Source organism: Pseudomonas sp. WS 5532, assembly GCF_012985445.1.
Taxonomy (GTDB): domain Bacteria; phylum Pseudomonadota; class Gammaproteobacteria; order Pseudomonadales; family Pseudomonadaceae; genus Aquipseudomonas; species Aquipseudomonas edaphica.
Genome location: NZ_JAAQWK010000011.1, coordinates 159,085 through 179,726, shown reverse-complemented (window position 1 = coordinate 179,726; position 20,642 = coordinate 159,085). Strand labels below are relative to the sequence as shown.

General features: G+C 60.3%; 15 protein-coding genes. 8 read left to right on the top strand and 7 right to left on the bottom strand.

Annotated elements, in window-relative coordinates:
- Window positions 1-271: 271 nt before the first annotated feature.
- The 4 genes from sctC to HBO23_RS19740 all read left to right on the top strand — a co-directional run bounded on the left by sctC (window position 272) and on the right by HBO23_RS19740 (window position 3,890).
- Window positions 272-1,729, top strand: coding sequence for a type III secretion system outer membrane ring subunit SctC (gene sctC / locus HBO23_RS19755; protein WP_170039285.1), 1,458 nt, complete (start codon window positions 272-274; stop codon window positions 1,727-1,729).
- 206 nt (window positions 1,730-1,935) lie between these two features.
- Complete coding sequence (locus HBO23_RS19750) at window positions 1,936-2,337, top strand: winged helix-turn-helix domain-containing protein (protein ID WP_169984961.1); 402 nt, start codon at window positions 1,936-1,938, stop codon at window positions 2,335-2,337.
- Window positions 2,330-2,785: a transglycosylase SLT domain-containing protein gene (locus HBO23_RS19745; RefSeq protein WP_099548806.1), complete on the top strand. Its 456-nt coding sequence runs from the start codon at window positions 2,330-2,332 to the stop codon at window positions 2,783-2,785. The genes HBO23_RS19750 and HBO23_RS19745 overlap by 8 nt, the downstream gene beginning before the upstream one ends.
- An 85-nt stretch (window positions 2,786-2,870) precedes the next feature.
- Window positions 2,871-3,890, top strand: a complete 1,020-nt coding sequence (locus tag HBO23_RS19740) for a quinone-dependent dihydroorotate dehydrogenase (protein WP_017134772.1) — start codon at window positions 2,871-2,873, stop codon at window positions 3,888-3,890.
- 266 nt (window positions 3,891-4,156) lie between these two features.
- Here HBO23_RS19740 and HBO23_RS19735 read toward each other — a convergent pair whose 3' ends face one another.
- Window positions 4,157-4,372: a ribosome modulation factor gene (locus tag HBO23_RS19735; protein WP_002553055.1), complete on the bottom strand. Its 216-nt coding sequence runs from the start codon at window positions 4,370-4,372 to the stop codon at window positions 4,157-4,159.
- A 532-nt stretch (window positions 4,373-4,904) separates the two neighbouring features.
- On the opposite strand from HBO23_RS19735, the gene rlmKL reads away from it, so the two are divergent.
- Both rlmKL and HBO23_RS19725 read left to right on the top strand, forming a co-directional pair.
- Window positions 4,905-7,169 (top strand): bifunctional 23S rRNA (guanine(2069)-N(7))-methyltransferase RlmK/23S rRNA (guanine(2445)-N(2))-methyltransferase RlmL, encoded by a 2,265-nt coding sequence (gene rlmKL, locus HBO23_RS19730; protein ID WP_017134773.1) that lies wholly within the window; start codon window positions 4,905-4,907, stop codon window positions 7,167-7,169.
- 151 nt (window positions 7,170-7,320) lie between these two features.
- Window positions 7,321-9,705, top strand: a complete 2,385-nt coding sequence (locus HBO23_RS19725; protein WP_170039283.1) for a diguanylate cyclase — start codon at window positions 7,321-7,323, stop codon at window positions 9,703-9,705.
- Between the two features lie 107 nt (window positions 9,706-9,812).
- Here HBO23_RS19725 and dacB read toward each other — a convergent pair whose 3' ends face one another.
- A complete protein-coding gene (dacB, locus tag HBO23_RS19720) occupies window positions 9,813-11,273 on the bottom strand; it encodes a D-alanyl-D-alanine carboxypeptidase/D-alanyl-D-alanine-endopeptidase (protein ID WP_170039271.1) in 1,461 nt (486 codons plus the stop codon).
- 236 nt (window positions 11,274-11,509) lie between these two features.
- On the opposite strand from dacB, the gene HBO23_RS19715 reads away from it, so the two are divergent.
- Complete coding sequence (locus HBO23_RS19715; protein ID WP_017134776.1) at window positions 11,510-11,854, top strand: YggL family protein; 345 nt, start codon at window positions 11,510-11,512, stop codon at window positions 11,852-11,854.
- Between the two features lie 36 nt (window positions 11,855-11,890).
- On the opposite strand, the gene HBO23_RS19710 is transcribed toward HBO23_RS19715, so the two are convergent.
- Window positions 11,891-13,081 carry a benzoate/H(+) symporter BenE family transporter gene (locus HBO23_RS19710; RefSeq protein ID WP_017134777.1) on the bottom strand — a complete coding sequence of 397 codons (1,191 nt, stop codon included), beginning with the start codon at window positions 13,079-13,081 and terminating at the stop codon, window positions 11,891-11,893.
- 215 nt (window positions 13,082-13,296) lie between these two features.
- Between HBO23_RS19710 and HBO23_RS19705 the strand changes: the two genes are divergently transcribed.
- Window positions 13,297-14,061: a GntR family transcriptional regulator gene (locus HBO23_RS19705; RefSeq protein ID WP_017134778.1), complete on the top strand. Its 765-nt coding sequence runs from the start codon at window positions 13,297-13,299 to the stop codon at window positions 14,059-14,061.
- Between the two features lie 171 nt (window positions 14,062-14,232).
- On the opposite strand, the gene guaD is transcribed toward HBO23_RS19705, so the two are convergent.
- From guaD to xdhA, 4 genes are all read right to left on the bottom strand, one after another.
- Window positions 14,233-15,537 (bottom strand): guanine deaminase, encoded by a 1,305-nt coding sequence (guaD, locus tag HBO23_RS19700; protein ID WP_170039269.1) that lies wholly within the window; start codon window positions 15,535-15,537, stop codon window positions 14,233-14,235.
- 15 nt (window positions 15,538-15,552) lie between these two features.
- Window positions 15,553-16,392 carry a xanthine dehydrogenase accessory protein XdhC gene (gene xdhC, locus HBO23_RS19695; RefSeq protein ID WP_170039267.1) on the bottom strand — a complete coding sequence of 280 codons (840 nt, stop codon included), beginning with the start codon at window positions 16,390-16,392 and terminating at the stop codon, window positions 15,553-15,555.
- Between the two features lie 149 nt (window positions 16,393-16,541).
- The gene (gene xdhB / locus HBO23_RS19690; RefSeq protein WP_170039265.1) at window positions 16,542-18,929 is read right to left on the bottom strand and encodes a xanthine dehydrogenase molybdopterin binding subunit; all 2,388 of its coding nucleotides are present in this window, start codon (window positions 18,927-18,929) and stop codon (window positions 16,542-16,544) included.
- Window positions 18,922-20,370: a xanthine dehydrogenase small subunit gene (gene xdhA / locus HBO23_RS19685; RefSeq protein ID WP_170039263.1), complete on the bottom strand. Its 1,449-nt coding sequence runs from the start codon at window positions 20,368-20,370 to the stop codon at window positions 18,922-18,924. The genes xdhB and xdhA overlap by 8 nt, the downstream gene beginning before the upstream one ends.
- Between the last annotated feature and the right edge of the window lie 272 nt (window positions 20,371-20,642).

Here is a 20,642-nt window from a genome sequence, read left to right as displayed (position 1 = left end):
GTCAAAAAAAAAGCATCGCTCCTTCGCATGGCAGTACAAGCCATTGCCGGGTAACGACGCCTTTGTCTGTAAGCCTGCTCCGACGTTGGCGCGGGCTCTGATGCAGAGTCCGTAGCAAGGCACATGCCACGGGCAGGCGGATGGAACCTGCCGTCACCTTTCCATCAAGATTGAAACTCGAGTGCCTTTCAGTATGGCCGCTTCTTTGCGCCCGACTGCTAGGAACACTCAAGTTGCCTATCGATTCACCGATCCTGATGAGCTACCACCGATGAGCTCTCCCTGGCTATGCCGCTGGCTGCTGTGCGGTGCGTTGCTGTGGGCCAATGCCTGCGCCTGGGGCGCAAGCTACGAAGCCCGGGATGAAAGCCTGCATACCTTTTTCAGTGCGTTGTCGCATTCTTTGGGGGTGCCCGTCGTTGTCAGCCGCGAAGCGGCGCGTAAACGCATTTGCGGCACCTTCGATCTGGAGGCTGCGCAGCAGACCCTCGCGACCGTCGCCGAGCAGCAGGGCCTGATCTGGTACAGCGACGGGCAGGTGCTTTACCTGTATGACGCCAGCGAAGCAAAAAGCTCGGCGGTTGCGCTGCGGCACATTCCGGTCGACAGGTTGCGCGGGTTCATGCGCCGTTCGGGGCTTGATGAATCACGTTATCCGCTCAGAGAGAGCGGCGCGCGCACGTTCTATGTGTCCGGGCCACCTAATTATGTGAACCAGGTGTTGCACCTGGCCCAACTGATGGACAGGCCGCGCACCGAAGTGCGTGTCGGTAAACAGGCCTTCGGTGTGGTGCAGGTGTTCAACACCCATGTGGCAGACCGTCAGTACGTCATGGGTGACGACAAGGTCAATGTACCGGGCATGGCCACTATGATCGAGAACCTGTTGGCTATCGAGCAGAAGGATGCCAGGCAGCGCCCTCCGGGTTTGCTGGCTGACAAGAGCCTGTTGGTGATGGCCTACCCGGACTCCAACAGCTTGCTGATCAAGGGCAAGCCTGATCAGGTCAAGGTGATAGAGGAACTGGTGGCGGAGTTGGACAAGCCCAAGCGACCAATCGAAGTGTCGCTGTGGCAGATCGATGTAGACCGTAGAGAACTCGACAAGATGGGCGTGGCCTGGGCTCAGGAAACCGGCACCGGAGCCTCCGTGACGCGGGTGCTGGAGCCCTTGGATGACAGCCGTTTGATGGCACAGCTCGGTGTTCTTGAGCGGCGACGCAAAGCCAGGATCACCGCGTTCCCCGTGCTGCTTACCCAAGAGAATGTTCCAGCGGTTTTCCAGGACAACCATACTTTTTACCTGCCCAAGCCTGGTGCTGACAGCGGCAAGTGGGAGCCCGTTGGGTATGGCACCGAAGCCAGCGTGCTACCACGCTTTGCGGCAGCGAATCAGATTGAAATGCAGCTGACCCTTGAGGATGGCCGTCAACTGGACAGCAAACTCGAGCCAGGCTCGGTCGGGGCAGTAGGGCGGGTGGGAATCAACACGGTGGTGCGCGTGCCTCAGGGCAAGCGACTGTGGCTGGGCGCGTTTGAACGTGAGGGCGGCGTGGGTTCCGGTCGGCGCGCCGAGGTACGGCTGTTTGTGATCCAGGCCCGGGCGGTTGGTGCAGAGCCGCGGATGCTGGCGGGTGCTATCGGGCCGCCGCCGCTGACGCAAAGTCAATATGAGCGTGTGCAACGTGCATTTGTGCGCGAAAACCGCGAAGCCTCTGACATCCAATAACTTTCTGAACGCCTATCAACGCTTTCCTGAGTGTTCGTTGCCGGTAATGGCGAAAAGTCCTACGCGATACGCACACAAAGCTTCGATTACATGGGTTTTTCCCTAACGTTGCTCAGGGGCCGACTTTCTATAGTCGCGGGGTTGGCGTATCGACCGTTTCTGGAAACAAGGAAATCAATGTCAGTAGATCAGGTACAGAGGTGAATATGACCCTCGCGAATGAAGGGCTGGCAGCCTCGTGGTTTTTTGCCGGATGGACCTTGCATGTTGATGGCCGGTTAACGGGTGAGGGTGTGGATATTCAGCTGCCACCCAAGGAGTGGCAGGTGCTGCGGTTGCTGTTGGCATCCGGTGGTGTGCTGATGACCAAGGACCGTTTACTCGAGCAGGCCTGGTCCCGTGGCGAGGTTGCGGAAGAGTCGCTCACCCGTTGTATCTATGAATTGCGCAAGCACTTGAGAGAAGACAAAGGCTTTATCAAGACGATCTATGGCAGGGGGTATCGCTTTACTTGTGCCGTCACCGTTCGGCAACACACCCAACGGCTACCAGGGCAGGCGTGTGTGCCTCGCATCTGTTCGGCCTGTGGCCAGGTGAACCATGATTAAGCGTTTGCGCAAAGGCTTGCTGCTGTGCCTGCTGATGGGCAGCTACCCGGCCTGGGCCAGTTGTTGGGAGGAAGTCGCCGGCCGGTATGACATTGAGCCGGAGCTGTTGAAAGCCATTGCTGTGGTGGAGTCGGGCGCACGCGCGGGCGCGATGAACCCGGGTAATAGCGATGGTTCGCGAGACATTGGCCTGATGCAGATCAACAGCATGCACTTGCCTCGTCTGGCCAAGCAGGGGATTACCGAGGAAAGGTTGCTGACTGAGCCGTGTTTATCGATCGAGGTGGGGGCTTCGATCCTGGCCGACTTCATCCAGCGCTTCGGTTACAACTGGACAGCCGTGGGGTCCTATAATGCCGGGCCGGCACCCGAGCGTGAGGCATTGCGCCTGCGTTATGCAGAAAAAATCTGGGCGCAGTATGAAGCGTTGGTTGCACATCGCCAGTGACGAATGGACGGCACGCCTCGCACCCGGCGTGCCACCCCGGCTATAATCGCGCCACCTTTCGCCGCCATCCGAGTCTAGCCCGCCCATGTATACCCTGGCCCGCCAGCTGTTGTTCAAACTCTCCCCGGAAACCTCCCACGATCTGTCCCTGGACTTGATCGGTGCCGGTGGCCGCCTGGGGCTCAATGGTCTGGTATGCAAGGCACCGGCAAAAATGCCGGTTTCGGTGATGGGGCTCGATTTTCCCAACCCGGTCGGGCTGGCTGCGGGTCTGGACAAGAACGGCGCGGCCATCGACGGTTTTGCGCAACTGGGTTTCGGCTTTGTCGAGATAGGCACCGTCACGCCACGACCACAACCGGGTAACCCGAAGCCGCGTATCTTCCGTTTGCCCGAAGCCGAGGCAATCATCAACCGCATGGGCTTCAACAACCTGGGCGTTGATAACTTGCTGTCGCGGGTTCAAGCCGCGAAGTACAAAGGCATTCTCGGCATCAATATCGGCAAGAACTTCGACACGCCGGTCGAGCGCGCCGTGGATGATTACCTGACCTGCCTGGACAAGGTCTACGCCCACGCCAGCTACGTCACGGTCAACGTCAGTTCGCCCAACACGCCAGGCCTGCGCAGCCTGCAGTTTGGTGATTCCCTCAAGCAATTGCTCGAAGCCTTGCGCCAGCGCCAGGAAGACCTGGCCGTGCGCCATGGCAAGCGCGTGCCGTTGGCCATCAAGATTGCCCCGGACATGAGCGATGAAGAAACCGTGCTGGTCGCCCAGGCCCTGGTGGATTCGGGCATGGATGCGGTGATCGCTACCAACACCACCTTAAGCCGCGTCGGCGTTGAAGGGCTGGCGCATGGTGACGAAGCGGGCGGCCTGTCGGGCGCGCCGGTGCGGGACCAGAGCACCCATATCGTCAAGGTACTGGCCGCTGAACTGGCGGGGCGCTTGCCGATCATCGCCGTGGGCGGCATCACCGAAGGCAAGCACGCAGCCGAGAAGATCGCTGCCGGCGCCAGCCTGGTGCAACTCTATTCCGGCTTTATCTACAAAGGCCCGGCGTTGATTCGCGAGTCGGTGGATGCCATCGCGGCTTTGCGCTGATAGATCAGCCAATAGATCGTTCCCACGCTCTGCGTGGGAATGCATCCTGTGACGCTCTGCGTCGCCGTTGCGCAAGACCTCAGGTTGGACGCGGAGCGTCCTGGGAGGCGTTCCCACGCAGAGCGTGGGAACGATCAGCCAATTTCCGAGCATTAAAAAGGGCTCCAAAAGGAGCCCCCTGGGCCGAAGCCCGCCGCCCGGATAGGACGTGCGTGGTTAAGTCGTTACAAAATCTTCAAGGTGGTTGTCGGATTAAGTGCCCCGTGTCAGCCGACGGCGTGAAGTTCGTTGAGTCTGTGGATTCCCGCAGTGCCAGTCATACCGTCCCAGTTGTCGCCGCGTCCTTCTCGCCAGCCGTTGATCCAGGCTTGGCGTACCGACGGTAGAGTAAATGGGCAAAGCTCACGGGATTTACCATGAACGCCATATTGATATCCGCGTAAAAATGCTCTTTCCAACGGATCACGCTTAAGTCTTCTCATAGGGTGTTTCCCTCACTTGTTGACTGTCTAGATATCCTTCGGCCCCGCGTGGGGCCGGGCAGGGTTTTCCTGCCGTTGGTGGGCTCGCTGCCGGCGTGGCGAGCCTATGTGTCGGCGTCGTTACGGCGCCAACCTGTGTTGAGTTCTAACCAATAGGTCACATGGATTCAATGATCGTTTTGTCATAAGCACGTAACGATAACGATGCTATAGCCATAAGCTGGGATGGCTTTTCGCCCCATTTAATAGGCAAACCCAGCTATGATGTGCCCTGCATAGAGGATGGGTTTAATCCTTTAGTGAGAATGCCCGCCTGTTGCAGTCGGTTATTATTCGACGAAGGGTCGGAATATTTCTTTTTGTTGCGATGATTTATTTATCTGCCCCGGCAATTCAGGCTCAAACGCCCGGTAGCCGGGGTGGAACGGCACATTCGTGCCACGCGAGCACTCTTCAAGAAAAGTGCTTGATTGAAAACCGAGCCGGCGATGCGTCGCCCGTTCATTTATTGCTGAAAAGCCTGGAATGCCCCATGTCGGACCGTTTTGAACTCTTCCTCACCTGCCCCAAGGGCCTCGAAGGCCTGCTGATCGAGGAAGCCGTCGGGCTTGGCCTTGAGGAAGCCCGCGAGCACACCTCGGCCGTGCGCGGCATGGCCGACATGGAAACCGCCTACCGCCTGTGTCTCTGGTCGCGCCTCGCCAACCGCGTGCTGCTGGTGCTCAAGCGCTTCCCGATGAAGGACGCCGAGGACCTCTACCACGGCGTGCTGGATATCGAATGGGCCGACCACATGGTCCCGGACGGCACCCTGGCCGTTGAATTCAGTGGCCACGGCTCGGGCATCGACAACACCCACTTCGGCGCGCTGAAGGTCAAGGATGCGATTGTCGACAAACTGCGCACCCCGACCGGCGAACGCCCGTCCATCGACAAGATCAACCCGGACCTGCGCATTCACCTGCGCCTGGACCGTGGCGAAGCCATCCTTTCCCTGGACCTGTCCGGTCACAGCCTGCACCAGCGCGGTTATCGCCTGCAGCAGGGCGCCGCACCGTTGAAGGAAAACCTGGCAGCCGCGATCCTGATTCGCGCCGGCTGGCCGCGTATTGCGGCCGAAGGCGGCGCGCTGACGGACCCGATGTGTGGCGTGGGCACCTTCCTGGTGGAAGGCGCAATGATCGCCGCCGACATGGCGCCCAACCTCAATCGTGAGCTGTGGGGCTTCACCACCTGGCTCGGTCACGTACCGGCGCTGTGGAAGAAGCTGCACACCGAGGCCACCGAGCGTGCTGCCATTGGCATGAACAAGCCGCCATTGTGGGTGCGTGGCTATGAGGCTGACCCGCGTCTGATCCAGCCCGCCCGTAACAACATCGAACGCGCAGGCTTAAGCCACTGGATCAAGGTGTACCAGGGCGAAGTCGGTACTTTCGAGCCGCGCCCGGACCAGAACCAGAAAGGCCTGGTGATCTGCAACCCGCCCTACGGCGAGCGTCTCGGTGACGAAGCCAGCCTGTTGTACCTCTACCAGAACCTCGGCGAGCGCTTGCGCCAGGCCTGCATGGGCTGGGAAGCGGCGGTGTTCACCGGCGCGCCGGACCTGGGCAAGCGCATGGGCATCCGCAGCCACAAACAGTATTCGTTCTGGAACGGCGCGTTGCCGTGCAAGTTGCTGCTGATCAAGGTCAACCCGGACCAGTTCGTCACTGGCGAGCGCCGCACCCCGGAGCAGCGTCAGGCCGAGCGTGAGCAAGCCGCTTACGATCAAGCCCCGACCGAGCCGGTCGAGCGCCAGTACAACAAGAACGGCAACCCGATCAAGCCGGCTCCAGCCCCGGTGGTTGAGCAGGCGCGCCTGAGCGAAGGCGGGCAGATGTTCGCCAACCGCCTGCAAAAGAACCTCAAGCAGTTGGGCAAATGGGCCAAGCGCGAAGGTGTTGACTGCTACCGTGTGTACGACGCCGATATGCCGGAATACTCCATGGCCATCGACCTGTACCACGATTGGGTGCATGTGCAGGAATATGCCGCGCCTAAATCCATCGACCCGGAAAAAGCCTCTGCGCGTATGTTCGATGCGCTGGCCGCGATTCCCCAGGCGCTGAATGTCGACAAGAGCCGCGTGGTGGTCAAGCGTCGCGAACGTCAGAGCGGCACCAAGCAGTACGAACGTCAAAGCGCTCAGGGCAAGTTCACCGAGGTCAGCGAAGGCGGCGTGAAGCTGCTGGTCAACCTCACCGACTACCTGGACACCGGCCTGTTCCTCGACCATCGCCCGATGCGCATGCGCATCCAGAAGGAAGCGGCCGGCAAGCGTTTCCTCAACCTGTATTGCTACACCGCCACCGCGAGTGTGCACGCAGCCAAGGGCGGCGCGCGCAGCACCACCAGCGTCGACTTGTCCAAGACTTACCTGGACTGGGCGCGTCGCAACTTCTCCCTTAACGGTTTCTCTGACAAGAACCGCCTGGAGCAAGGTGATGTGATGGCCTGGCTGGAGGCGAGCCGTGATGAGTTCGACCTGATCTTCATCGACCCGCCGACCTTCTCCAACTCCAAGCGCATGGAAGGCATCTTCGACGTACAGCGTGACCACGTGCAGTTGCTCGACCTGGCCATGGCGCGCCTGGCCCCTGGCGGCGTGCTGTACTTCTCGAACAACTTCCGCAAGTTCGTGCTGGAGGACAACCTCAGCGAGCGCTATGCGGTCGAGGAAATCAGCGACAAAACCCTGGACCCGGACTTCGCACGTAACGCGAAGATTCACCGGGCCTGGAAAATCACCGCTCGCTGATCGCCACACTCAAGCTGCACCAAAAAGCCGCAAGCCCGGAATATTCCGGGCTTGCGGCTTTTTTGCACTGGTCAAACACCGGCCTCATGGTTATAACTTAACGCCTAGCCAAAGTGACACCCCCCGCACGCTGGCGTTGTGAGTGTTGCCTATGCCGATGCAAGCCGTTCGCCCGAAAATACTAGGCTTTATCAGTGAGCAGGCGTCGGCTTGGCTGGTGGCATTGGTGGTGTTATTGGCAGGTGGAGCGCTGACGGTCATCGTCGCCTGGGCGGCCGCCGACCTCTACAAACAGCAAGTGCGCCAGCGTTTCCAGTTATTGGTCAACGAGCGCTACACCCGCCTTCAGGAGCGGTTCGAAGACCAGGAGCAACGCCTGGCCAGCCTGCAGCGTTTCTTCGTCAATTCCAGTGACGTGTCCCGCGCCGAGTTCGATGGTTTCGCCAAGCCTTTGCTTCTGCGCGCCCGCGCCTATGCCTGGGCGCCGCGTATATTTCGCGAACAGCGCAACGCTTTTGAACAGGACATCTCGCGTCAGCGTGGTACACCTTTCGCCATTAGAGAATTGAACACTTCGGGTGAACTGGCGCCGGCGCCCGAGCGCGACGAGTATGTGCCGGTGCTGTACAGCCAGACCCAAAGCTTGCTGGGTTCGCCCTTGGGGTTCGATCTGTTGGCCCAGCCACTGCGTCGTTCGGTGCTTGAGCGGGTGCAGAAAAGCGGCCGGCCTGCGGTGTCCCAGCCCATGCAGTTGGTGGGCGTAGAACCGGCTTATGCCGCCGGCGTCTTGTTGGTGGCGCCCGTGAGCAAACCCGTCGACACCGAGCCCCATGGTTATGTGATGGCAGTGATCAGCATGCGCCAACTGGTCGCCGATGGTTTGCCCAAGCCCAGCCGCGACAACCTGGTGATGCAGATCGTCGACACTTCCGACACGCAGCAGCGCGTGCTGTACGCGTCCAGCAACGCGGTGGGCGACAGCGGCCTTGTTGCCACGCGTCGTCTCACCCTCGGCGACCATGTGTATGCCTTGAGCGTTCGCGCCAGCCAGGTGTTCGACCAGGCCAATCACTCGTCGATGCACACCATACTGGCAATGGGCGTGCTCCTCAGCCTGCTGCTCAGTGCGTTGCTGTATGTGTTGGTCAGCCAGCGCCAGCGCGCGCTCAAGCTGGTGGAACAACGCACGCAGCAGTTGCACCTGCGTGAGCAGGAGCTTCGCGCAGCCCACGGGCAATTGCGCAGTGTGCTGAACGCCGCCACCCATGTTGCGATCATTGCCACTGACCTGCGGGGTGTGATCAACACCTTCAATGCCGGTGCCGAGAAAATGCTCGGGTTCAAATCCGAGGCGGTGGTGGGGCGACTGACCTTGGAAAGCCTGCATCTGGCCCTGGAACTCGAAGCGCGCGCGGCCAGTTTGAGCGTGGCCTTGGGCAAGCGTATTCCGGCGAGCCAGGCGATGCTGGTGGAAAGCCCGGACAATCTGCACGAGGCGCGCGAGTGGACATTATTGCGCGAGGATGGCCGCTACCTGACGGTGAATATGCTCACAACCGTATTGCTGGACGACTACGGCCTGTGGATCGGGCACCTGGCGATCTACATGGATGTGACCGAACAAAAACGCGCCTACGAGGCGTTGGCCGCGCGCGACCGACTACTCAAAAAGCTCAGTGCCCACGTGCCTGGCGGGATTTTTCAGTTCACCCTCGAACCCAAGGGGAAGGGGCGTTTCATCTATGCCAGCGATGGTATGCGCGATATCTATGAAATCGACACGGGCGTACTGCAGCAAGACGCGGACAAGGTGTTCGAACGCATTCATCCGCAAGACGTGGAGCGTGTGCGCCTGTCGATTCGGCTGTCGGCGCTGCAGTTGAGCCATTGGCGCGAAGAGTACCGGGTGGTGTTGCCGCAACGCGGCCTGCGCTGGATTCGCGGCGAAGCCACGCCGGAGGAGTTAACCGGCGGTGGCACGTTGTGGCATGGCTACGTGTCGGATATCTCCGATCTGAAGCGGGTCGAAGAGGAGCTGCGTGCGCTGTCGATTACCGACTCGCTGACGGGCATTCATAACCGCCGTTATTTTCAGGATCGCCTCAAGGCCGAGATGCTGCGGCTCAACCGAACCAAGGGCACATTGTCGTTGATCATGCTCGATATTGATCACTTCAAGCGCATCAATGACCAGCACGGGCATGCGGTGGGCGATGGGGTGTTGCAGGAAGTGTGCAAACGCATCGGCCGGCGCTTGCGCCGCACGGATGTGTTTTGTCGTTTGGGCGGCGAAGAGTTTGTGGTGCTGTGCCCGCATACCGATGCCGAGCAGGCTTATAGCCTGGCGATGGAGTTGTGGCAGTCGCTGCGCACCGAACCGATGGAGGTGGTGGGCGTGGTGACCGCCAGCTTCGGTGTGGCCAGTTGGCGGATCGATGAAGGGATTGACGGGCTGCTGCTGCGCGCGGACTCGGCGGTGTATGTGGCCAAGCAGGCGGGCCGTGACCGGGTGGAGGCCGAGCGCTTGCGCGCCTGATCGTTCCCACGCTCTGCGTGGGAATGCCTCTTGTGACGCTCTGCGTCACGCTTTGGGACGCAGAGCGTCCCAGGCTGCGTTCCCACGCGGAGTATGGGAACGATCAATTACAAAACGGGCGCTGCGGCTGTCAGCTTCGGCTGGCGATACAGGTCCAGCAGCACCTGATCGAGCACCGAAGAAGCCCCCCATGGCTTCGAATCGTTGAGTATCGCCACCACCACCCAGGTGTTGCCATTGTTGTCGCGGCTGAACCCGGCAATGGCGCGCACGGTGTTCAAGGTGCCGGTCTTGACGTGAGCCTCACCGCGCAGAGCCGTGGTTTTCAGGCGTTTGCGCATGGTGCCATCGGTGCCGGCAATCGGCAGCGAACTGATGTATTCCGCCGAGTACGGGCCTTTCCACGCCGCTTGCAGCATGGCCGCCATTTCGCGGGCGCTGACGCGTTCGGCGCGGGACAGGCCGGAGCCGTTCTCCATCACCAGGTGCGGCGCGGTGATGCCTTTTTTCGCCAGCCACTGACGCACCACGCGTTGCGCGGCCTTGGCGTCGTCGCCATCGGCGTCGTTGCGGAACTGCGCGCCCAGGCTCAGGAACAACTGCTGGGCCATGGTGTTGTTACTGTATTTGTTGATGTCACGGATGATTTCCGCCAGGTCCGGCGAGAACGCACGAGCCAGCACTTTAGCGTCCTTGGGCACTGGTGCCTGGATATCACGGCCCTGGATGGTACCGCCCAACTCCTGCCAGATCGCACGCACGGCGCCGGCGGTGTAGGTGGCGTGGTCGAGCAGCGACAGGTAGGTCTGCGAGCTGCACCCATCGCCCAACTGGCCGCTGACCGTCACGGTCACGCTGCCATCGGCGGCGGTCACCGGGCTGTAGCGCACATCGCCGGTGCATTGCTTGGCGTTGGAGACTTTGACCTGGTTGTCGATGCGGATGCTCGCAATCGGCGGCTCGACCGAGACGATCACCCGGCCCGAGTCATTGCGGGTGACAAAGCGCAGGGCCTTGAGGTTGACCAGCAGGGCGTCCGGCTTGACCAGGAACGGCTTGTTCTCGTCGTTGCCGTCGTCATTGAATTCAGGCAATTGCGGCTGATTGAAGAAACTGCGGTCCAGCACCAGGTCGCCAGTGACTTGCTGTACGCCATTGGCGCGCAGGTCGCGCATCAACAGCCAGAGTTTTTCCATATTCAGCTTGGGGTCGCCGCCGCCCTTGAGGTAGAGGTTGCCGCGCAACACGCCACCGCTGAGGGTGCCGTCGGTGTAGAACTCGGTCTTCCACTGGTGGTTGGGGCCGAGCATTTCCAGGGCTGCGTAGGTGGTGACCAGCTTCATGGTGGAGGCCGGGTTAACCGAAACATCAGCGTTGAACACGGTCGGCGTGCCGGGCCCGGTGAGGGGCAGCATCACCAACGACAGCGAAGTATTGGGTATTTTGGCTTTCTGCAGTGCCTGCTGAACATTTGGCGGCAGGCTGTTGTTGATCGGCGCGGCGGTGACGGAAAAAGCCAGAGGTACAAGAAAACCGGCAAAGAGTACTGAACGAAAAGAGTTGATCATAAGGAATAAAACCCTACTGCTGAGAAGGGTGAAAAAGGTGAGGGGTATGGAAGAAAATCCCTCATTGGTCACGAAAGTGTCGGCATTATGCCCCAAGGTGGATCCAGTTGTAGCTGAACGATAGCGGGTATTTCGGGTTTTTTTGCAGACCAATGGCCGCCCGTCCCATAGAGTCGGGCAAAGGTCGGCTTAAACTGCTAAAGTGCCGGCCGTTATTACTTAAGAGGATTGTTCCAATGGCGACTAACCGTTCCCAGCGTCTGCGCAAAAAACTGTGCGTTGATGAATTTCAAGAGCTGGGTTTCGAACTGAACCTGGACTTCAAAGAAGACCTGAGTGAAGAAGCTACCGATGCTTTCCTCGAAGCATTCATCAAAGAAGCCATGGAAGCCAATGGTCTGGGCTATGTCGGCGGCGATGACTTCGGTCTGGTTTGCCTGCAGAAGCGTGGCTCGGTCAACGAAGAGCAACGCGCAGCTGTTGAAAGCTGGCTCAAAGGCCGCAGCGAGCTGAAAAGCGCTGAAGTCAGCCCACTGCTGGACGTGTGGTATCCGGAAAAGCCGATCAACGCGGCTAAGTGATACTAAAAAAACGGCGACCCTCGGGTCGCCGTTTTTTTATGCCTTGCGCCAATTCAGAATCAACAGCGTCAACACCCCCGCCACAATCCCCCAGAACGCCGAGCCGATGGAAAACAGCGTCAAGCCAGACGCGGTGACCATAAAGGTGATCAGCGCCGCTTCCCGCTCCTTGGGCTCATTCATGGCGATACTCAAACCATTGATGATCGAGCCAAACAACGCCAGGGCCGCAATCGACAGCACCAGTTCCTTGGGCAACGCTGCGAATAACGCCGCCAAGGTGGCGCCGAACACCCCGGCGATCCCGTAGAACACCCCGCACCAGACGGCCGCGGTGTAGCGCTTGTTGCGGTCTTCATGGGCATGTGGCCCGGTGCAGATCGCCGCGCTGATGGCCGCCAGGTTGATTCCGTGGGAGCCAAAGGGCGCCAGCACCAGCGAGGCGAGGCCAGTGGCGGTGATCAATGGCGAAGCGGGCACAGTATAGCCGTCGGCGCGCAGCACGGCGACGCCAGGCATGTTCTGGGAGGTCATTGCCACCACAAACAACGGGATACCGATGCTGATGGTCGCCGCCAGCGAGAAGTGCGGCGTGGTCCACACCGGTGTGGCCACTTCCAGGTGGAAACCGCTGAAGTCCAGCAAACCCATCAGCCCTGACAACAGGGTGCCGATTACCAGCGCGGCCAGTACTGCATAACGCGGCGACAGGCGCTTGATGATCAGATAGGTGAAAAACATCCCCAGCACCAGGCCGGTGCGATGTTGCGCGGCGACAAAAATCTCGCTGCCGATCTTGAACAGAATCCCCGCCAGCAAGGCGGCCGCCAATGAGGCGGGGATGCGCTTGACCAGTTTTTCAAAGCTGCCGGTCAGCCCGCAGAGCGTGACCAGCACCGCGCAGGTGATATAGGCGCCGATGGCCTCGCCGTAACTTACACCACCCAGGCTTGTGATCAGCAGCGCGGCGCCGGGCGTGGACCAGGCAATGGTGATCGGCGTGCGATAGCGCAACGACAGGCCGATGCTGCACACCGCCATGCCGATAGAGATCGCCCAGATCCACGAAGAAATCTGCGCCGTGGTCAAACCGGCTGCCTGGCCGGCCTGGAACATCAGCACCAGGGAACTGGTGTAGCCGGTCATCATGGCAATGAAGCCGGCGACGACGGCCGACGCAGAAGTGTCGGCCAATGGGCGCAAGGGCGCTTGAGTGGCGTCGGTCATGGAGAGGTGTTCCTTTTACCTGGGAAAAAGCGAATTCAAGCCTAAACTCAAACGTAACCACTCATTGCAATACAGCCGCCGCCGCAAATAGCCGTACAGTGTGTTGGCGCACTGGGTTGTGTACAATGTGCCCTGTTTTTAGGTGATACTTGCCAGCAACACGCTGTTGACGTATTACCGTTAATTCGCCGCCGTTCTCCAAACCCCGAGTGCCCATGAACGAACAGTTGCAACCTCTCAAGAAACAACCGCGAGCCGGCAAGGCTGGTCGCAGCGGAACCCAGGACGATATCGTCTACGCGCATATCTTCGAGGCGATCCTCGAACAACGCCTGGCGCCCGGTACCAAATTGAGTGAAGAAGCACTGGGCGAAATCTTCGGCGTCAGCCGCACCATCATCCGCCGCGCGCTCTCGCGCCTGGCCCATGAAGGCGTGGTGCTGCTGCGGCCCAATCGTGGCGCGGTAGTGGCGAGCCCAAGTGTAGAAGAAGCGCGCCAGGTGTTCCTGGCCCGGCGTCTGGTCGAGCGGGCGATCACTGAATTGGCGGTGCAACACGCCACGGCTGAGCAACTGGCCGAGTTGCGCCAGATGGTCAACGACGAGCGCGACAGCTTCTCACGGGGTGATCGCGGTGCCGGTATCCGCCTCTCCGGCGAATTCCACTTGAAGCTCGCCGAAGCGGCGAAGAATGCACCGCTGATCAGCTTCCAGCGCAGCCTGGTGTCGCAGACCTCGTTGATCATCGCCCAGTACGAAAGCGGCAACCGCTCGCACTGTTCCTACGATGAGCACACCCAACTGATCGATGCGATCGAAGCACGCGACGCGACGCTGGCAGTGAATTTGATGATGCACCACATGGATCACATCGACAGCAAGCTCAACCTCGACGAGGAAAGCGCGTCGGATGATTTGCACGCGGTGTTCTCGCATTTGTTGCAGACCAAGAAGCCAGGGCGTTCTTCAGTCAAACTGTAATGTTCCAGGTTCGCCTGGGACTAAAAATGTGGGAGCCGGGCTTGTGTGGGAGCTGGCTTGCCTGCGATGCAGGCACCGAGGTGTATCAGGTACACCGCGGTGATGCTATCGCAGGCAAGCCAGCTCCCACACAAGCCCAGCTCCCACATTTGTTTTGTGGTGTTGCTGAAATTAGCGCTGGTGCACCAACTGACCCGCTGCATACGTCTGCAACACCGTCCGGTCATCCCCCAGCGTCATCAACACAAACAACGTCTCGGCAATGTTATTGGCCTGCTTCAAGCGATAGCTGAGCAGCGGCGTAGCGTTGTAGTCCAGCACCAAAAAGTCCGCATCCGTGCCCGGCTGCAACGTGCCGATCTTGTCTTCCAGGCGAAGTGCCCGCGCACCGCCCAAGGTGGCCAGGTACAGCGACTTGAACGGGCTCAAACGCGCGCCCTGCAGTTGCATGACCTTGTAGGCTTCGTTCAGGGTTTGCAGCAGCGAGAAGCTGGTGCCACCGCCCACGTCAGTGCCCAGGCCGACATTCAGCTTGTGCTTCTCGGCCATCGGCAAGTTGAACAAGCCACTGCCGAGGAAGAGGTTCGAGGTCGGGCAGAACGCCACGGCTGAACCCGTCTCCGCCAGCCGTGCGCACTCGTCATCACACAGGTGCACGCCGTGGGCAAATACCGAGCGCTCGCCCAGCAGCTTGTAATGGTCGTACACGTCCAGGTAGCCGTTGCGCTCCGGGAACAGCTCTTTTACCCACTCGACTTCCTGCTTGTTCTCGCTGATGTGCGTCTGCATGTACAGGTCCGGGTATTCGCCCAGCAGTTGCCCGGCCAGCGCCAGTTGCTCCGGGGTGCTGGTCGGCGCAAAACGTGGCGTGACGGCATAGTGCAAACGGCCCTTGCCGTGCCAGCGTTCGATCAGCGCCTTGCTTTCCTGATAGCCGGATTCGGCAGTGTCGGTGAGGTAGTCCGGCGCGTTGCGGTCCATCATCACCTTGCCGGCGATCATGCGCAGGTCGAGTTTCTCGGCGGCTTCAAAGAACGCGTTCACCGACTGCGGGTGCACACTGCCGAACACCAACGCCGTGGTGGTGCCATTGCGCAGCAGTTCCTTGATAAAGATACCCGCGACTTCCTCGGCGTGGGCCTTGTCGGCGAACTGGCTTTCACACGGGAAGGTGTAGGTGTTGAGCCAATCCAGCAACTGCTCGCCATAGGCACCGACCATGCCGGTTTGCGGCAGGTGGATATGGGTGTCGATCAGGCCGGGCGTGATCAGCGCATCCTGATAATGGGTCACGTCGATGTCGGCGGGCAGGGTTGGCAGCAAATCGCTGGCGTGGCCCAGGGCGCTGATCTGGCCGTTATCGATCACCAGCAGGCCGTCTTCGAAATACTCATAAGAGGCTTCGATCCCCACTTCGGCTGGGTCGGCGATGCTGTGCAAAATGGCGGCGCGGTAGGCTTTGCGAGTCAAAGGCATGGTGATCTCAATGTGTTAGATAGCTTGGCTGCGACGCGAGGCCGGCAGCAGTTTGGCAATAGGTTCGGCGCTTGCACTGTGCTGGCCGAAATTCGCGTTATAGGTGGCGATGATTTCGCCGGCGATGGAGATGGCGATCTCCACCGGCAGTTTGCCCTTCACCTCGGTGAGGCCCATGGGGCAGCGCATGCGTTGCAGTTGCGCGGTCTCGAAGCCGCGATCACGCAGGCGGTGTTCGAACTTGACCCGCTTGGTCTTTGAACCGATCAGGCCGAAATAGGCAAAGTCATTGCGCTTGAGCAGGGCGGCGGTCAGTTCCAGGTCCAGCGCGTGGTTGTGGGTCATCACGATGCAGTAACTGCCCACCGGCAGGTCGGCAATTTCGTCGACCGGCTCTTCGCTGATGATTTTACGCACGCCCTGAGGGATGTGTTCTGGAAACTCCTGATCACGCGAATCAATCCAGCGCACCCGACACGGCAGGCTTGCCAACAACGGCACCAGCGCGCGGCCGACATGGCCGGCGCCAAATACCGCGATCTGCGCCTGCACCTGGCCCATGGGTTCAAACAGCAACACCGTCACGCCGCCGCAGCACTGGCCCAGGCTGGCGCCGAGGCTGAAGCGCTCCAGATGGGTGTTCTGCTGGCCACGCACCAGCATGTCACGGGCGATCTGCATCGCCTTGTATTCCAGGTGTCCGCCGCCGATGGTGTCGAAGGTGTGCGCGGCGCTGATGACCATTTTTGAGCCGGCGTTGCGCGGCGTGGAGCCGAGCTCTTCGATGATGGTCACCAGCACGCAGGGTTCACCCTGGTTCTGCAGGTCGGCGAGGGCGCTGATCCAGTTGTTCATAGTCACCTCCAGTCAGATCGTTCCCACGCTCCGCGTGGGAATCAGATCGTTCCCACGCTCCGCGTGGGAATGCATACCGTGACGCTCTGCGTCACAACAGCGGACGCAGAGCGTCCAAGGCGGCATTCCCACGCAGAGCGTGGGAACGATCAAGCCAGTTCAGTCTCAACGGCTTTTGCAGTGCTCAACTGCCGCATCTGCTCACAGCCCCACAACACCCGCTCCGGCGTCGCCGGCGCATCAATCTTCGGCTGATGGCGATAGTCACCCAAACTTGCCACGGCATCCTTGATCGCACACCACGAAGCAATCCCGAGCATGAACGGCGGCTCGCCCACGGCCTTGGAATGGAACACCGTGTCTTCCGGGTTTTTGCGGTTTTCCACCAGCTTCACACGCAAATCCAGTGGCATGTCCGCCACGGCCGGGATCTTGTAGCTGGCCGGGCCGTTGGTCATCAGCTTGCCCTTGTTGTTCCACACCAGCTCTTCCATGGTCAGCCAGCCCATGCCCTGGATAAAACCGCCTTCGACCTGGCCGATGTCGATGGCCGGGTTCAGCGAGGCGCCCACATCGTGGAGGATGTCGGTGCGCAACATCTTGTATTCGCCGGTCAGGGTGTCGACGATCACTTCGCAGCAGGCCGCGCCGAACGCGAAGTAATAGAACGGCCGGCCACGTGCCTGGCTGCGGTCGTAAAAGATTTTTGGGGTTTTGTAAAAGCCGGTGCTCGACAGCGAAACCTGAGCGAAATACGCCTGCTGGATCAACGCCTCAAAAGTCAGGATCTGATCGCGCACGCGCACGTGGCCATTGTGGAACTCCACGTCCGCTTCACTCACGTCGTACTTGCGCGCGGCAAATTCCACCAGGCGCTGCTTGATGGTTTCGGCAGCGTTCTGCGCGGCCTTGCCGTTCAAGTCGGCACCGCTGGAGGCGGCGGTCGGCGAGGTGTTGGGCACCTTGTCGGTGTTGGTGGCGGTGATCTGCACGCGGTCGATCTCGACCTGGAATATTTCAGCCACCACCTGCGCGACCTTGATGTTCAAGCCCTGGCCCATCTCGGTGCCGCCGTGGTTCAGGTGGATGCTGCCGTCGGTGTAAATGTGGATTAACGCGCCAGCCTGGTTGAGGAAACTGGCGGTAAACGAAATACCGAATTTCACCGGCGTCAGCGCCAGGCCTTTTTTCAGAATCGGGCTGTGGGCGTTGTACAGGCGGATCGCCTCGCGACGCTCGGCGTACTGGCTGCTGGCTTCAAGCTCGGCGGTCATTTCTTCGAGCATGTTGTGCTCGACGGTCTGGTAGTAGTGGGTGACGTTGCGCTCGGTCTTGCCATAGTAATTGGCCTTGCGCACCGCCAACGGGTCCAGCGCCAGATGACGCGCAATGGCGTCCATGACTTCTTCGATGGCCACCATGCCTTGCGGGCCGCCAAAGCCGCGATACGCTGTGTTGGACGCGGTGTTGGTCTTGCAGCGGTGGCCGTTGACGGTGGCGTCGCCCAGGTAATACGAGTTGTCGGAGTGGAACATGGCGCGGTCGACAATCGAGTTGGACAGGTCCGGCGAACAGCCGCAGTTACCTGCCAGGTCCAGATTGATGCCGTGCAGGCGGCCGTTGTCGTCAAAGCCCACGTCGTATTCGATATAGAACGGGTGGCGCTTGCCGGTCATCAGCATGTCTTCGACACGCGGCAGGCGCATCTTGGTCGGCTGGCCGGTCAGGTGCGCGACCACCGCGCACAGGCACGCGGGGCTGGCGGCCTGGGTTTCCTTGCCGCCAAAACCCCCGCCCATGCGGCGCATATCCACGACGATTTTATTCATCGACACGTCGAGCACTTCGGCCACCAGCTTTTGCACTTCGGTGGGGTTTTGCGTGGAGCAGTAGACGATCATGCCGCCGTCTTCGGTGGGCATTACCGAGGAAATCTGGGTTTCCAGGTAGAAGTGTTCCTGGCCGCCGATATGCAGGGTGCCCTGGATACGGTTTTTCGCGGTGGCCAGTGCGCCCGCCGAATCACCGCGTTGGTGGGTGTGGCTGTCGAGCACAAAGTGCTTCTTGCGAAAGGCCTCGACCACGTCCAGCACCGGCTCCAGGTCTTCGTATTCGATCACCGCCGCCAGGGCCGCTTTGCGCGCGGTTTCCAGGTCGCGGGCGGCCACGGCCAGCACCACTTGGCCGACAAACTGCACGGTGTCGATGGCCAGTAACGGGTCGCCGGGCATCAATGGACCAATGTCTTTGAGGCCCGGCACATCTTCATGGGTGATGACGATACGCACGCCGTCAAAGGCGTAGCAGGGTGCGGTGTCGATGCTGATGATGCGCGCATGGGCGCGGTCGGACATACGCGCGTACAGGTGCAACTGGTTAGGAAATTCCAGGCGATCATCGATGTACTGCGCTTCACCGCTGACATGCTTGGCGGCGCTGTCATGCTTGACGCTGCGGCCGACCCCGGTGGTCAGGTCCTGGGCAAACAGCTCGGCGAGTTCGGCCTGGGTTTTAACGACGGCGTGATGGTTAGACATAAGCGGTCACCCGAGTCTCGATGTGCGGTGTTTGCAGTTCGATGAAGTATTTGCGCAGCAGGTTCTGCGCGCTGAGCAGGCGGTATTCCTTGCTGGCGCGGAAGTCTGACAGCGGGGTGAAATCCTGGGCGAGGGCGGCGCAGGCTTTCTCCACCGTGGCGGCGTTCCAGGTGGCGCCCACCAATACGGTTTCGCAGCTTTTCGCGCGCTTGGGCGTGGCGGCCATGCCGCCAAACGCCACGCGGGCGTCGCTGATCACACCGTTGTCGAGCTTCAGGTTGAAGGCGGCGGACACGGCGGAAATATCATCGTCCAGGCGCTTGGAAACCTTGTAGGCGCGGAACAGCGCGTGGCCCTTGGGCACGATGATCTTCTCGATAAACTCACTGTCCTGACGCGCAGTGACACGGTAATCGATGAAGTAATCTTCCAGCGCCAGGGTGCGACGGGTGTTGCCCTTGCACAGCACGATCTGCGCGCCGAGCGCGATCAGCAGTGGTGGCGAATCGCCGATGGGCGACGCATTGCCGATATTGCCGCCCAGCGTGCCCTGGTTGCGGATTTGCAGCGAAGCGAAGCGGTGCAGCAAATCGCCGAAGTCCGGGTATTCGTGGTGCAGCGCGCTGTAGCAGTCGGACAGCGGTGTAGCCGCGCCGATTTCCAGGCGGTCGTCGAACGACTCGATGCGCTTCATCTCTTCAATGTTGCCCACGTAGATCATCACCGGCAGCACACGGTGGAACTGCGTGACTTCCAGTGCCAGGTCAGTGCCGCCCGCCAGCAAGCGCGCCTGCGGATAGGCGTCGTAGAGATCGGCCAGATCGGCAACGGTGAGCGGCACCAGACAGCGTTTGTCGCCGCTGTTGAGTTCACCGGTTTGCGTGGGCGCGATGGCTTTGAGACGGGCGATGGTCTCGGCCTGGCGGCTGTCGAACTGATCAGCCGGCTTGTTGCAGCAGGCCTGTTCGGCGGCGGCGAGGATCGGTCGATAACCGGTGCAACGGCACAGGTTACCGGCCAGGGCTTCATGAGCTTTCTGGCTATTGGGGGCGTCGCTGTTCTTTTGCAGGGCAAACAGCGACATCACAAAGCCTGGGGTGCAAAAGCCGCATTGCGAGCCGTGGCACTCGACCATGGCCTGTTGCACGCTGTGCAGTTGGCCTTGATGCTTGAGGTCTTCGACGCTGATCAGCTGTTTGCCGTGCAATGACGACACAAACGTCAGGCAGGAATTGAGGCTGCGATAGCGGATCTGCTCCGCGCCTTGAGTGTCGGTGTGCAATTCGCCGACCACCACGGTGCATGCACCGCAATCGCCGCTGGCGCAGCCTTCCTTGGTGCCGGATTTGCCCAAATGCTCGCGCAAATAGTTGAGCACGGTCAGGTTGGGGTCCAGGGCGTGCTCGCTACGGAGTTCCTGGTTAAGTAAAAACTGGATCACGGAAGGCCTCGCAGACTCATTATTGTTGTTAACCGCTTTGCGCCGAATCTAGTCATGTCTGACTTTTCGGTCAACGATTTTCTGACCAGAAGGTCAAGAAATTGCGATCGCAACACTTTTAATTATGGTCCAGTCTTCTGGAACCGGTGTTTTTGCTGGCTTTTGGCTTTTCATCGCTGCTTATTTCATGCCAAATTCGCGCCTGTGGGCGTAGCGCCATCAGCCAGCCAATGCGCTACACTGCCGCGCTTGTACCGATAGAAGATTTTGAA

Bases quoted from the DNA above. Each gene is read 5' to 3' on its own strand.
- sctC (WP_170039285.1), top strand. From the start codon at position 272: ATGAGCTCTCCCTGGCTATGCCGCTGGCTGCTGTGCGGTGCGTTGCTG.
- HBO23_RS19750 (WP_169984961.1), top strand. From the start codon at position 1,936: ATGACCCTCGCGAATGAAGGGCTGGCAGCCTCGTGGTTTTTTGCCGGA.
- HBO23_RS19745 (WP_099548806.1), top strand. From the start codon at position 2,330: ATGATTAAGCGTTTGCGCAAAGGCTTGCTGCTGTGCCTGCTGATGGGC.
- HBO23_RS19740 (WP_017134772.1), top strand. From the start codon at position 2,871: ATGTATACCCTGGCCCGCCAGCTGTTGTTCAAACTCTCCCCGGAAACC.
- HBO23_RS19735 (WP_002553055.1), bottom strand. From the start codon at position 4,372: ATGAGAAGACTTAAGCGTGATCCGTTGGAAAGAGCATTTTTACGCGGA.
- rlmKL (WP_017134773.1), top strand. From the start codon at position 4,905: ATGTCGGACCGTTTTGAACTCTTCCTCACCTGCCCCAAGGGCCTCGAA.
- HBO23_RS19725 (WP_170039283.1), top strand. From the start codon at position 7,321: ATGCCGATGCAAGCCGTTCGCCCGAAAATACTAGGCTTTATCAGTGAG.
- dacB (WP_170039271.1), bottom strand. From the start codon at position 11,273: ATGATCAACTCTTTTCGTTCAGTACTCTTTGCCGGTTTTCTTGTACCT.
- HBO23_RS19715 (WP_017134776.1), top strand. From the start codon at position 11,510: ATGGCGACTAACCGTTCCCAGCGTCTGCGCAAAAAACTGTGCGTTGAT.
- HBO23_RS19710 (WP_017134777.1), bottom strand. From the start codon at position 13,081: ATGACCGACGCCACTCAAGCGCCCTTGCGCCCATTGGCCGACACTTCT.
- HBO23_RS19705 (WP_017134778.1), top strand. From the start codon at position 13,297: ATGAACGAACAGTTGCAACCTCTCAAGAAACAACCGCGAGCCGGCAAG.
- guaD (WP_170039269.1), bottom strand. From the start codon at position 15,537: ATGCCTTTGACTCGCAAAGCCTACCGCGCCGCCATTTTGCACAGCATC.
- xdhC (WP_170039267.1), bottom strand. From the start codon at position 16,392: ATGAACAACTGGATCAGCGCCCTCGCCGACCTGCAGAACCAGGGTGAA.
- xdhB (WP_170039265.1), bottom strand. From the start codon at position 18,929: ATGTCTAACCATCACGCCGTCGTTAAAACCCAGGCCGAACTCGCCGAG.